Here is a 12,043-nt window from a genome sequence, read left to right on the forward strand (position 1 = left end):
GATGCCCACGAGATCCATCGCGATCGTCGCGGACCGGATCGCCTGGGAGGAGCGGCAGCTGATCCAGGCCGGGCCCGCGCTGGGCCTGACCGTCGAGTGGATCAACGACGAGTCGCTGTGCCTGGGCAATCCGGACGCCTCGGCGCTGGCCGGCTTCGACGCCGTACTGCTGCGCAGCCGGAGCTACACCCGGGGTGGCCTGATCGCCACCCTGGCCGAGGAGGCCGGCGCCCGGGTGATCAACTCCGCCCACGCCATCAACCTGTGTGAGAACAAAGCTGTCCTCAGGACCGCCCTGAGAGCAGCAGGCGTCCCGGTCCCCGACTTCCGGATGGTGTTCTCGCGCTCCGACTTCACCAAGGCGCTCACGGAGTTCGCCCTCCCGGTCGTCCTCAAGCCCGTGTACGGCGGGATGGGCAAGCGAGTCACGCTGATCCGCGACTCCGACCTCGCGCAGTCCGTCTACGACTACGTCGAGGACCTCGGCCACGCGTTCGAGCAGGCCTGCCTGGTCGAGCCGTTCCTGGCCGGCGGCGCCTCGGTGCGCTGCCTGGTCGTCGGGACCGAATTGGTCGGCGTCGCCGAGTTCAGTACCGGCGGCGAGGACTGGCGTAACAACGCGGCGCTCGGCAACACCAGTCACGCCGCGTCCGACGACCCGTACGTCGCCAAGATCGTCAGCGGGGTGCTCGACGTCCTGGGTCCTGGCATCTACGGCGTCGACCTGTTCCGTACGCCGAAGGGCTATGTCGTCAACGAGGTCAACCACGCACCGGGCTTCCGGGGTGTGGCCACCGCGACCGGCGTCAACGTGGCTGTGGCCATCGGCAACTATCTCGAGGAGGTGCTCGGATGATCCGGGCCGGAATCGTCGGCGCCTCCGGGCTGGCCGGCGGCGACCTGATCCGACTGATCGTCCAGCATCCCGAGCTGGAGCTCACGTTCCTCGGCGGCTCGTCCGCCATCGGCCGCCGCCCGGCCGAGCTGCACCCCGGGCTGCGGATGGACCTGGGCCTGACGGTCCAGCCAGTCACCGAGGACATCGCCGACAAGGTCGACGTCCTGTTCCTGGCCACTCCCGCACCGGTCAGCGCCGAGCTGACCAAGCTGCTGGCCGACAAGGGACCGACGATCATCGACCTCAGCGGCGCCTTCCGCATCCGCACCACGGAACTGCACGACCGCTGGTACCCGAAGGTCAACCGGAGCACCGAACTGGCCGACCGCTTCGTGTACGGCGTCCCCGAACTGATCGCCGATCAGCTGCCGCAAGCGAGCCTGATCTCGCTGCCGGGCTGCTACGCCACCTCGATCACGCTGGCCCTGGCGCCGCTCACGCTCGAGCTCGGCCTGGATCTCAAGACCGTCGTGATCGACGGCAAGAGCGGTTCCAGCGGCGGTGGTCTGTCGATGCGCAAGACAGACCTGCACCCGCTACGCAACGGCGCGATCGCCCCGTACTCCCCCACCGGCCACCGCCATGCCGGTGAGGTCCGGGACTTCTTCGAGCGCGCCAAGCCCGGAACCATCGGTTCGCTCTCGATGTCGGCGTACGGCGTCTCGCACGTCCGCGGGCTGATGACGAGCAGCTACGTCTTCACCGACGCCGAGGTCAACCAGCGGGATCTGCACCGGGCGTACACCCGGTTCTACAAAGGCAAGCAGTTCGTCCGGGTACGCCGGCACAACGAAACGCTGATCCCGGTACCGGACCCGCAGGCCGTGCTGGGCTCGAACTACTGCGACGTGACGGTCCTGTACGACGAAGAGGCCCAGCGGATCGTCGCTCTCGCAGCGCTCGACAACCTGGTCAAGGGCGCGGCCGGGCAAGCGATCCAGGCCGCCAACCTGCGGTTCGAACTGCCCGAGGAATCGGGCCTGACCATGCAGCCGGTGATGCCCGCATGAACGCGATTCCGATCGTCATCAAACTCGGCGGCAGTTGCCTCGACGACCTGGCCGGCGACTGGTGGAACGACTTGGCCGTGCACGCGGCCGAACACCCCGTCGTACTGGTGCATGGCTGGTCTAAACCACTCAAGCAGCTCAGCTCCCGCTACAGCGACCCCTCCGCGATCCTGCGGGACCGCTACGGCAATCAGAGTCGTTGGACCACCCCCGAGGTGATCGAGGACATCAAGACGGTCAGCACGGTGATGGCCGACGACGTCGCCACCCGCCTCGAGTACCGCGGTATCACGCTCGAGCGAAAGCTCGGCAGCGACGGCCTCGTGTACGCCGGCCCCGGCGAGCGCTGGTGGTGGCAGGGCAAGCAGTTGGTGGAACTGGAGAACCTGGTCGGACCGATCACCAAGGTCGAGCCGACGGTCCTCAAGAACCTCCGCCCCGGCCACGTCTACCTGGTCACTCCGCTGGCCAGGAACGAAGCCGGTCAGGAGGTCAACACCGACGCCGACCGCGCGGCCGCGGCCATCGCGGGTGCCATCGGAGCCACCAACCTCGTCCTGGTCACCGATGTGGCGCACCTGCTGATCGACGACCAGCCGGTCTCCCGGATCGACGCCGACGCGGCCGCGGCCTTCCGCGACAAGGGCGCCACCGGCGGGATGCGCAAGAAGTTGCGCGCCGCCGGCGAGGCCCTGGAGCAGGGCGTGGCCGAGGTCGTCATCGGCAGCGCGCCCGTGTCCGACCTGTTGGCCGGCCGGACCGGAACCGTGATCACGAGAGCGAAGGAGCAGTGACCGTGGCGCAACCTCGCGTACTGGTCGTCAACAACAAGACCTTGTCGCTTCCCCAGCTCCGCAAGCGGTTCGAGGACTTCGGCGCGGCGACCGACGTGGTCTCGAGTACCGAGGTACCGGCGAAACTGAACGGCAGCCATCAGGCCATCGTGCTGAGCGGCACCAAGGTCCGGGCCTACGACACCGAGTACTACAAGCCGTTGATCGACCTTGTCATGACGTCCGAGGTCCCGGTCTTCGGGATCTGCGGTGGCATGCAGATCATCGCTGTCTCCCAAGGCGCGGAGCTGGCCGAGGGTGAGCAGCGGGTCGGCGGTCACGAGGCCGAGGTGGACAAGAGCGAAGCCCTGTTCACCTTTGTGAAGCCGACCGTGACGGTCTTCCACCGGCACACCCTCTACCTGCAGGCGGCACCGGCCGGCTTCCGGTCGATCGGCCGCTCCGAGCACGCACCCGTGGAGTTCCTGCGCTCCGACGACGGCCGGATCTACGGGTCCCAGGCCCATCTGGAGTTCCGCGACGACGGCCGCGAGATCCTCCGCGGTTTCGCCCAAACCTTCCTCTGACCCTAAAGGACATGGCATGACTGAGCACGACAAGCCCGCTCTGACCGTGCACCTGAACGGTGCCGGTGGCAACCTTCAGGGCTGGGTGGTGATCGACTCCCTGTACGACGGCCTGGCGATGGGCGGCACCCGGATGACCACCGGTGTCACCGAGGAAGAGGTCGCCGGACTGGCCCGCGACATGACGCACAAGTTCACCCTGGCCGGGCTCCCGATCGGCGGCGCGAAGGCCGGCATCGTCTCCGACGGTAGCGACCGCGAGACGACGTTCAAGACCTTCGGCCGGACCGTGAAACCCCTGCTGCACGGTGGAATCCACCTCGGCATCGACATGGGCGTGACCCCGGCCGACCGGGCGATCTTCTTCGAGGAGGCCAAGTACGACCCGCGCTACCGGCTCGGCGCACCGGACATGCCGATCGACTGGCGCACGTACTACGAGCCGCTGATCGACTGCACCGGCCACGGCGTGGGGGTCGCCGCGCTGACCGCTCTGGAGGCGAATCAGCGTGGCCAGGCGCGTGTCGTCGTACAAGGCTTTGGCGCCGTCGGGCGTGCGGTCGCGAAGTTCCTGGAGGTGCGCGGTCACGTCGTGGTCGGGGTCGCCGACATCGACGGCACGATCAGCGCGGACCGGCTGCCGGTCGACGATCTGATCGCGATCACCGACGAGTTCGGTCGCATCGATCGGAGCAAGTTGCCGGACGGCGTGACCCAGTCGAGCGAGTCCGACGCGTGGCTTGATGTCGACGCGGATCTGCTCATCCTCGCGGCGCAGAAGCGGGCACTGAACGACGAGAACGTGCACCGGCTGCGCGCCGAACTCGTTGTCGAGGGCGCCAATATCGCCTCCACCCCGGTAGCCCAGGAGAAGGCTCGCGCGGCGGGCGCCGTACTGGTGCCTGGTGTGATCGCCAACATCGGCGGTGCCGGCTCGGCGGCCCTGGCCGTCACTCGCGTGGTCCCGTTCGAGCTCGAGGCTGAGGCTCGCAAGGCCTGGGTCTTCGACTGGATCGGCAACCGGGTCAAGCTCAACACCCAAGCCCTGCTGGAGATTGCCGCGGCCGGCGCGGGCGACCCGCTGCCCGAGCTGCTCGCCGTACGGCGTGCGGAGCGCGGGCGATGACAGCGGAGTACCGGCGGCGGGGCTGGTGGCGTGACGACACGTTCCTCGACGACCTGCGCAAGCAGGCCCGGGAGCGACCGCGCAAACTCGCCATCGCCGGCCGCCGGCTGGAGGAGGCACACACGGACACTTTGGACTATTCGGAGCTGTCCAAGCTGACCGATCGGTTCGCGGGAGCCCTTCTGCAGCTGGGAATCGAGCGCGGCGACACCGTCGCGGTTCAGCTGCCGAATCGGTGGGAGATCGTGCCGCTGATGTTCGCCACGATGGCGGTCGGTGCTGTGATCGTCCCGATCGCGCCGGAGTGCCAGGGCGATGAGCTCCAGCACCGGCTCGCACTGACCGAGGCCAAGGTGCTGATCACGACAGCAGTGAGCGAAGAACTTACTGTTGAGCAGCTGTTCCTGATCGACAGCCAGGAGTTCCACGACCACTTCATCGGCACCCGCTGGGAGGAGACGACCGACCTGACCGGTCGTCAGCTCCAGCCGGACGATCCCTTCGTCGTCCTGTTCACCTCCGGTACGACGGGCTTCTCCAAGGGCGTCGTCCACAGCCAGAACACGGTGCATTCCGGCGTCCGCGGGTATGTCGACGCGTTCATGCTCACCGACGACCTGGTCGTCGCGAACACCACACCGCTGGTGCACTACTCCGGCTTCGGCCAGGGGGTACTCGCCAGTGTCTTGCTCGGCGGGACCGTCGCCTTCCAGGACGGTCCCGACAAAGCCGGCCTGCTGGACCTCGTGGAGCGCTATCGCGCCACGCTTCTGTACGGTCCCCCTCCAACCCTCAGCGGTGTCGCACGGGTCCAGCAGGCCGATCCCCACGACGTCTCGAGCCTGCAGCACACGGTCACCGGCGCGGCGCCGGTGCTTCAGGGACTCGTCGACGAGATGCGGTCGACGTTCGGGTCGCGGACCTACTCGGTCTGGGGGATGTCGGAGTTCGGGCCGATCACGATCACCCGGCTCGACTACGACCAGGACTGGGCCGCGCACAGCCACGGTCGGCCGATCGACGCGATGGAGATCCGCGTCGACCTCTGCCACGACCCGTCGAAGCGGGCGCCGGTGGGCCGGTTGCGGGTGCGCGGCGCGTCCCAGGCGCTGGGCTACTTCAAGCAGCAGGACGTGTTCGACGCGGAGATCTCCGAGGACGGCTGGTTCGACACCGGTGACGTGGCGCGCGAGGACGGGCGCGGCGGGATCCGGATTCTCGGCCGGGCCAAGGACACGATCGTGCGGGACGGCATCGTCGTACCGATGGCCGAGCTGGAAGCCGTCATCTCCCAGCACCCGAAGGTCACCGAGGCCGCTCTCGTCGGCACCACCGGCTCCACCGACGACCCGATCCTGGCGGTTGCCGTTGCTCAAGGCAACGCTCGGCCGACGCTCCAGGAGATCCACACCCACCTGCGCTCGGCCGGTCAGGACGAACGGTTCTACCCCGAGCGCCTCGAGGTCGTGGACGTCCTGCCGAAAACCCTTACCGGCAAGGTGCGCAAGATCGAGCTCCGAAGGCTCTACGCATGACCGTGACCATGTCCGCGACGCTGGCCGCCGACGAGGAGTTCGAGCGTCGGCGGCTGGCCGGGGAGCAGGTGCTGTTCCTGGCGACGGGTGAGATCGGGCTTCCGGTGCTGCCGGAATTGCGGGAGCACTTGGTCGCTGCGGCCGGTCGCAACGCCTATGGCCCGGTGGCGGGTTCGGCGGAGCTGCGGTTGGCCGCGGCGGGCTACTGGAGTCGTCGCGGTCTGCCGACCGATCCCGCGAACGTCGTCTGCGGTCCCGGGACGAAGTCGTTGCTGTTCGCGCTGATGCTGGCGATCGGCGGCGATGTCGTCGTACCGGTGCCGACGTGGGTGAGCTATGCCGCGCAGGCGCAGCTCGCCGGTCTGCGGTCGATTCCGGTACGAACGCGGCCCGGAGAAGGCGGCGTACCGGATCCGGCCGAACTGCGGCGGCACGTCCTGGCAGCCCGCAAGGCCGGCGGGAATCCGCGCAGCGTCGTCGTGACACTGCCGGACAATCCGACCGGCACGATCGCCAAGCCGGAAACGGTTCGTGAGCTCGCCGACGTGGCCCGCGAACTGGACCTGGTGATCATCTCCGACGAGATCTATTGCGACCTCGCCTACGCACCCGTTGTCTCCCCAGCTGTCTACGCACCGGAACGCACAGTCGTCACCACCGGCCTGACGAAGAATCTGGCCGTCGGCGGCTGGCGGTTGGGCGTAGCCCGCCTCCCAACCACCGAACTCCGCACCAGACTGATCGGAATCGCGAGCCAGATCTGGTCGAGTACGGCGGCTCCGGTCCAGGCGGCGGCTGCGTACGCCTTGGCCGAACCGCCTGAGGTGATCAGGCGAGTCGCCGACTCCCGCCGCTTGCATGAACGCGTCGTACGGCGAGTGGCCGAAGTCTTCACCGCGGTCGGCGCGGAGCTCGCGCCCGTCCAGGCCACTTGCTACCTCTACCCCGACTTCGCGCCCCTGCAGCTCGGAATCAGCGGCAATGAACTCACCGAGCTGCTCAGCAAGAAGTACGGCGTCGCCCTGCTCCCCGGCACAGCCTTCGGCGAACCCGAGGACTCACTGCGGATCCGCGCCGCCACCAGCCGCCTGTACGGCGAGACCGATGCCGAACGCCTAGCCGCACTCCACGCGCCGGACGCGCTCACCCTGCCTTGGATCAGCGCGTCCATCGACCGCCTGACCGAAGTACTGACCCAACTACTCAAGGAGAGCAATGTCCACCGTCATCTTCGAGGTTGAGTACCGCGGCCGGCGCTACGCGGGAGTGGGGCTACCGACCGATGCCCCGGTCACCCTGTTTCCGGTCGCCGAGGATCAGCTGCGGAACGCCGTACTGGCTGGCGGCGGCACGCAGGCGCTGCTGGATTCCCTGACCTCTGGCGCCGACACGATCACCATCGCCGCCGACGACCCCGAGATCCACTTCCTGCCGCCGCTGCTGCCGGCCTCGAACAACTCGCTCGTCACCGGCTTCATGGGGACGCACCGGTCCAAGTTCCCGGCGCCGCCGGCTCCGGACGAGGAGTTCAAGGCGCCGAACTGGCTGATCAAGGGTTTCGGCTCCTGGCTGGAGACCAACGGCAAGCCGCTGACTGTGCCCTCCACGGCGGTCGAGCTGCTCGAGGAGCCCGAGGTCGGACTGGTCTTCGTCAACGACGAGTTCGGCAATCCGCACTACGCCGGCTACACGTTCGGCAACGACCTCAACGACATCGGGCTGCACTTGCAGAACCCGTGGGGCTGGACGCCGTACGCGAAGTTGTGTGACACCTCGCTGACGCCGTGGCTGTTCCTCGGTGAACCGCCGACCACGGTCACCGGCCAGATCATCATCGAGCGCGACGGCGAAGTGGCCTGGAAGGGCGACTTCTCGGCCGGCGCGGACGCGATCTTCCAGCGCGTGCCGGACATGGTCGACAACCTCTTCGCGTACGCCGGGATGCGGCGGCCCGGCCTGGTGAACTACCTGCTGCTCGGATCGGACAAGGCCAGCTGGCACGCCGGCTACCGGATCGCCGACGGCGACCGGGTGACCTTCGACATCGCCAGTCACGGGGTCGTGCTGGCGAACGACATCGTCGTCGCCGCTCAGGCGGAGACGGCCGCCTCGGACGGGTTCGGGGTCTGGGGGGCGGCCTCTGCCTGAGCCGCCCGGACCGCGACCAGGTACTCGGAGATGGCATCGCGGTTGCGCTCGAGGAAGCGGATGCGCTCGGCCATCCGGTCCCGCTCGCCTTCGAGGAGCGCGATCGTCTCCTCGGTCGGCGCAGAGATCCGGATCGCGCGGGGCGTGTCCATACAGGGCAGGACCTCGCGGATGACCCGGGTCGGCAGTCCGGCGTCCAGCAGGCCGCGGATCTGGATCACCTTGTCCACACACGACTCGGCGTAGTCCCGGTAGCCGTTGGCGGACCGCTGGGAGCCGATCAGCCCCTGCTCCTCGTAGTAGCGCAACAGCCGCCGGGACGTCCCGGTCCGCTCCGCCAGAGTTCCGATCCGCATGTGGTGCACCTCACATGTCCAATGACCTTGACCTGCACATCAATGAGAAGGTTTGAGTATATCTCCCATGGCTGCTTCCCAGACTGAGATCTCGACACCGCCCATCGGAGGCGGGAACAAACTTCCCTGGTCACCCCTGCTGGCCCTGAGCACCGCGGCGTTCGTCGGCATCCTGACCGAGGCCCTGCCCGCCGGCGTCCTGCCGGAGATGGCCCGCGACCTGTCGGTCAGCGAGTCCGCCGCCGGCCAGTCGCTGACCATCTACGCCATCGCGACCGGCATCTCGGCGATCCCGTTGTCCGTGGCGACCGCCACCTGGAACCGCAAGAAGCTGCTGCTGCTCGCGGTCGCCCTGATCGGTCTCGCGAACATCGTCACCGCCGTCTCCTCCAGCTACGTCCTGACGATGGGCTTCCGCCTGCTGGCCGGTATCGCGGCGGCGGCGGTCTGGGCCGAGCTGGTCGGCTACGCGCGCCGATTGGCACCGCCGCATCTGCAAGGCCGAGCCATCTCGATCACGATGGCCGGTGTCCCACTCGCGCTCGCACTGGGCATCCCGGTCGGCACGTTCCTCGGCAACCTCTTCGGCTGGCGCCTCACCTTCGGCATCGTGGCCGCCCTCTCGGTCCTGCTGCTGGGCTGGATGGGTCTGTCGGTGCCGTCCACTCCGGGTCAGCCGGTCGGGCAGCGGGAGCCGATCTTCCAGGCCCTCAAGCTTCCGGGCGTCGTCGCCGTACTGTTCACGGTCGCGGCCTGGGTGCTGGCGCACAACATCCTCTACACCTACATCTCGACCTTCCTCGACGAGTACCACATGGGCGGGCGGCGCGACGTCGTACTGCTGGTCTTCGGGATCGCCTCGGTCGTCAGCATCGTCGTCACCGGCGCCCTGGTCGACCGCAAGCTGCGCGGTCTCACCATCGGCTCGGCAGCGATGTTCGTACTCGCCGCGGCGATGCTCGGAGTCGGCGCCAGTAGCGACCTCGTGGTCTACGCCGCGATGATCATCTGGGGCCTGAGCTGGGGCGGCGTCACCACGCTGCTGCAGACGGCCGTCACCGACGCCGGTGGCGATCGGGGGCAGGCACTCCTGGTGACCACGTGGAACTCGTTCATGGCCGGCGGCGGCGCTGTCGGCGGCATCCTGCTCGCGGTACTCGGGCCGGTCTCGTTCCCCTGGGGCGTGCTGGTGCTCGTGATTCCGGTGCTGCTGGTTGCCGTCCTCGCCCGCAAGCACGGCTTCCCCAGCCGGCGACCAAACGCAGCCTGATCGCCGAACGAGGCCGTGTCCGTCCTGGGACGGACACGGCCTCACCTACCCTCTGCCGATCCGGTAGCCGACTCCGCGGACCGTGATGATCCACGAGCTCGACCCGAGCTTGGCGCGCAGACTCCGCACGTGGGTGTCGATGGTGCGACTCGAGTCCGCCCAGCTCGTCTCCCAGACACTGGCCATCAACTGTTTGCGCGACACCGGCTCATCGGGATGCGAGGCCAGCTTGTGCAACAGCTCGAACTCCTTGCCGGTCAGCCGGACCGGCTCCCCGCGCAACCGCGCCTCATGCGCTTGTACGTCGAGGCTCAGCGAGCCCACCGTCATCACCCGGCCCGGCTGCCGACAGGGCAACGTCCGACGCAGTACCGCCTCGATCCGGGCCAGCATCTCGCGCGGACCACAGCGTGCATCCACGCAGTCGTCCGCACCGGCCTGCAGCGCGAGGATCCGGTCCGTCTCGGTGCCACCCGAGGAGACCGTGATGATCGGCTTGTCGCCGGCACCGCGGATCGACCGGCACACCTCGAGACCGTCGATATCGGGCAGATCCAAGTCCAGCAAGACGAAATCGGCACTCCGATGTGCCCGCATCGCCTTGGCGCCGGTGTCCACACTGCTCACCGCGTATCCCTGCCGCTGCAGGTCGCGCCGTCGGGATTCGATCTCCGCCGAGATCCCTTCGACCACGAGAACGCGCACTGTCCCCTGTGCCACTGCTCACCTCACATGCCTCTCGATACGAGACCTCACCGGCAGCGTCCCCCCAGGACACTAAAATGATAGTGATCTTTTTTTTATCGTCAACGAAGTTCGGTCAAAAAGTGGCCATCAGTCACCAACTGGCCACTTAGAGCGGACTGGGCCGGTTCTAAATGGCGCTCGCGCCGCCGTCGACGGGGATCGCTCCACCCGTCACGAACGACGCGTGGTCGCTGAGCAGCCAGGCCGCCGCCCGCGCCACCTCGACCGGGTCGGCCATCCGCGGCTGGATCTGCCGAGCGACCGCTCCCTGCTCCAGGGGCGGGAACGCGCGAATCGCTTCCTCGATCAACTCGGTGCGCGTGGTCCCGACGATCAGCGCGTTGACCCGGATGCCGTACGACCCGTACTCGGCCGCGGCAGCCCGGGTCAGACCCAGTACGGCGTGCTTGGCAGCGACGTACGCGGCGCCTGCACCAGTGGCGAACTCCCCTGCCGTGCTGGAGGTGTTCACCACCGAACCACCGGACTCCATCATCACCGGCATCTGATGCTTGAGACAGTTCCAGGTGCCGCGGACATTGACGTCCATGGTGCGCTCGAAGTCCGCGTCACTGGTCTCGTGGACGAGCGTCCCGATCGTCCCCCAGCCCGCGTTGTTGAAGGCGCCATTCAGGCCGCCGAACGCACTCACCGCGGTCGCGACTGCGCGCTCCACCGCATCGGCATCCGTCACATCGCCGGGAGCCAGCTCGACCCGGCCGTCGGCCGCACGGATCTCCGCGGCGATCTCCTCGAGCTTGTCCTTGCGCCGAGCCATCAGTACGACGGCCGCCCCTTCACCGGCGAACCATCGTGCGGCCGCGGCGCCGATGCCGCTGGAGGCGCCGGTGATCATGATGGTCTTGCCGCTCAACGTGCCTTCACTCACGGCCGACCCCCTTGATCCCCTCGTACTGATCGGACACTCCGAGCGCCGGCAGCAGACAGCGCCAGATCTCCTCGACCCGCTCGACCAGGTCCTCGTGCGCGGTCTCGACGTACGAGTGCATCTGGGCACCGGTGCACGCGTTGACGATCAGCCGCGCGATCGCCTGGATGTCGACCTCAGGCTTCAGCTCACCGTTGTCCACCGCGGACTGCAGGTCGGCCGCCATCAGGCTGGTCCACTGCTGGTGGGAGTTCTCCCCCGCCGGCATGAACCGGTCCTGCTCCCAGACCAGCCGGGCGCCGGCCCGCAGCATCGGGCTCTCCGCGAGCTGCTGCGCCCAGATCCGGGTCACGTCGATGGCGCGCTGCAGCCCCTGCGAGCTCTCCGGCGGTACGACGAACTCCGGCTGGCCGGCCACGATCGCCCGGGCCAGCTCCTCCTTGGAGCGGAAGTGGAAGTACACCCCGCCGAGCGTCACCCCGGCGCGGTCGGCGATCTTCATGACGCTGGCACCGGAGAACCCGTTCTCCGCGAACACCTCGGCCGCGGCCAGCATCACCGCCGCCCGGGTCCGCTCGGCGCGCGCCTGTTTCACCACCCGTGGAGCCATGAAGACACCCTCTCCCCTGCAATCTGACCCGAATCGCTTCACGAAAAGAACAACTTTATTTAATTTATACGTGGACACTGGGCCGGGACCACCG

Annotated in this window: 13 protein-coding genes; 9 read left to right on the forward strand and 4 right to left on the reverse strand. The window is 68.0% G+C overall.

Annotated features, from left to right (window positions below):
* Nucleotide 1 precedes the first annotated feature (1 nt).
* The 8 genes from ABZS29_RS34295 to ABZS29_RS34330 are packed head-to-tail and all read left to right on the forward strand — an operon-like array spanning nt 2 to nt 8,077.
* Complete coding sequence (locus ABZS29_RS34295) at nt 2–856, forward strand: RimK family alpha-L-glutamate ligase (RefSeq protein WP_355468463.1); 855 nt, start codon at nt 2–4, stop codon at nt 854–856.
* Nucleotides 853–1,908 (forward strand): N-acetyl-gamma-glutamyl-phosphate reductase, encoded by a 1,056-nt coding sequence (gene argC / locus ABZS29_RS34300; RefSeq protein WP_355468465.1) that lies wholly within the window; start codon nt 853–855, stop codon nt 1,906–1,908. The genes ABZS29_RS34295 and argC overlap by 4 nt, the downstream gene beginning before the upstream one ends.
* Nucleotides 1,905–2,702 (forward strand): hypothetical protein, encoded by a 798-nt coding sequence (locus tag ABZS29_RS34305; RefSeq protein ID WP_355468466.1) that lies wholly within the window; start codon nt 1,905–1,907, stop codon nt 2,700–2,702. Before argC ends, ABZS29_RS34305 begins: the two co-directional genes overlap by 4 nt.
* A 2-nt stretch (nt 2,703–2,704) precedes the next feature.
* On the forward strand, nt 2,705–3,268 hold the full coding sequence (locus tag ABZS29_RS34310; protein ID WP_355468468.1) for a gamma-glutamyl-gamma-aminobutyrate hydrolase family protein: 564 nt from the start codon (nt 2,705–2,707) through the stop codon (nt 3,266–3,268).
* Nucleotides 3,269–3,284: 16 nt separating this feature from the next.
* Nucleotides 3,285–4,394: a Glu/Leu/Phe/Val dehydrogenase dimerization domain-containing protein gene (locus ABZS29_RS34315; RefSeq protein ID WP_355468469.1), complete on the forward strand. Its 1,110-nt coding sequence runs from the start codon at nt 3,285–3,287 to the stop codon at nt 4,392–4,394.
* The gene (locus ABZS29_RS34320; protein WP_355468471.1) at nt 4,391–5,929 is read left to right on the forward strand and encodes an AMP-binding protein; all 1,539 of its coding nucleotides are present in this window, start codon (nt 4,391–4,393) and stop codon (nt 5,927–5,929) included. Before ABZS29_RS34315 ends, ABZS29_RS34320 begins: the two co-directional genes overlap by 4 nt.
* The gene (locus ABZS29_RS34325) at nt 5,926–7,170 is read left to right on the forward strand and encodes a pyridoxal phosphate-dependent aminotransferase (RefSeq protein ID WP_355468473.1); all 1,245 of its coding nucleotides are present in this window, start codon (nt 5,926–5,928) and stop codon (nt 7,168–7,170) included. Before ABZS29_RS34320 ends, ABZS29_RS34325 begins: the two co-directional genes overlap by 4 nt.
* Nucleotides 7,145–8,077, forward strand: coding sequence for a hypothetical protein (locus ABZS29_RS34330; protein ID WP_355468475.1), 933 nt, complete (start codon nt 7,145–7,147; stop codon nt 8,075–8,077). Before ABZS29_RS34325 ends, ABZS29_RS34330 begins: the two co-directional genes overlap by 26 nt.
* On the opposite strand, the gene ABZS29_RS34335 is transcribed toward ABZS29_RS34330, so the two are convergent.
* Nucleotides 8,020–8,433: a MerR family transcriptional regulator gene (locus ABZS29_RS34335; RefSeq protein ID WP_355468477.1), complete on the reverse strand. Its 414-nt coding sequence runs from the start codon at nt 8,431–8,433 to the stop codon at nt 8,020–8,022. The two genes, ABZS29_RS34330 and ABZS29_RS34335, sit on opposite strands and share 58 nt — an antisense overlap.
* Before the next feature lie 67 nt (nt 8,434–8,500).
* On the opposite strand from ABZS29_RS34335, the gene ABZS29_RS34340 reads away from it, so the two are divergent.
* Nucleotides 8,501–9,703 carry an MFS transporter gene (locus tag ABZS29_RS34340; protein WP_355468479.1) on the forward strand — a complete coding sequence of 401 codons (1,203 nt, stop codon included), beginning with the start codon at nt 8,501–8,503 and terminating at the stop codon, nt 9,701–9,703.
* Nucleotides 9,704–9,748: 45 nt separating this feature from the next.
* Here the strand turns inward: ABZS29_RS34340 and ABZS29_RS34345 are convergent, their stop codons facing one another.
* The 3 genes from ABZS29_RS34345 to ABZS29_RS34355 form a co-directional block, all read right to left on the reverse strand.
* Entirely contained in the window at nt 9,749–10,423 is a 675-nt protein-coding gene (locus tag ABZS29_RS34345; RefSeq protein ID WP_355468481.1) for a response regulator transcription factor, read from the reverse strand.
* Between the two features lie 154 nt (nt 10,424–10,577).
* A complete protein-coding gene (locus ABZS29_RS34350; RefSeq protein WP_355468483.1) occupies nt 10,578–11,339 on the reverse strand; it encodes an SDR family oxidoreductase in 762 nt (253 codons plus the stop codon).
* Nucleotides 11,332–11,949: a ScbR family autoregulator-binding transcription factor gene (locus tag ABZS29_RS34355; protein ID WP_355468484.1), complete on the reverse strand. Its 618-nt coding sequence runs from the start codon at nt 11,947–11,949 to the stop codon at nt 11,332–11,334. Before ABZS29_RS34355 ends, ABZS29_RS34350 begins: the two co-directional genes overlap by 8 nt.
* Between the last annotated feature and the right edge of the window lie 94 nt (nt 11,950–12,043).

The organism is Kribbella sp. NPDC005582 (genome assembly GCF_040605415.1).
In the GTDB taxonomy this organism is placed as follows: Bacteria; Actinomycetota; Actinomycetes; order Propionibacteriales; family Kribbellaceae; genus Kribbella.

Bases quoted from the DNA above. Each gene is read 5' to 3' on its own strand.
- argC (WP_355468465.1), top strand. From the start codon at position 853: ATGATCCGGGCCGGAATCGTCGGCGCCTCCGGGCTGGCCGGCGGCGAC.
- ABZS29_RS34355 (WP_355468484.1), bottom strand. From the start codon at position 11,949: ATGGCTCCACGGGTGGTGAAACAGGCGCGCGCCGAGCGGACCCGGGCG.
- ABZS29_RS34315 (WP_355468469.1), top strand. From the start codon at position 3,285: ATGACTGAGCACGACAAGCCCGCTCTGACCGTGCACCTGAACGGTGCC.
- ABZS29_RS34320 (WP_355468471.1), top strand. From the start codon at position 4,391: ATGACAGCGGAGTACCGGCGGCGGGGCTGGTGGCGTGACGACACGTTC.
- ABZS29_RS34325 (WP_355468473.1), top strand. From the start codon at position 5,926: ATGACCGTGACCATGTCCGCGACGCTGGCCGCCGACGAGGAGTTCGAG.
- ABZS29_RS34330 (WP_355468475.1), top strand. From the start codon at position 7,145: ATGTCCACCGTCATCTTCGAGGTTGAGTACCGCGGCCGGCGCTACGCG.
- ABZS29_RS34305 (WP_355468466.1), top strand. From the start codon at position 1,905: ATGAACGCGATTCCGATCGTCATCAAACTCGGCGGCAGTTGCCTCGAC.
- ABZS29_RS34340 (WP_355468479.1), top strand. From the start codon at position 8,501: ATGGCTGCTTCCCAGACTGAGATCTCGACACCGCCCATCGGAGGCGGG.
- ABZS29_RS34335 (WP_355468477.1), bottom strand. From the start codon at position 8,433: ATGCGGATCGGAACTCTGGCGGAGCGGACCGGGACGTCCCGGCGGCTG.
- ABZS29_RS34295 (WP_355468463.1), top strand. From the start codon at position 2: ATGCCCACGAGATCCATCGCGATCGTCGCGGACCGGATCGCCTGGGAG.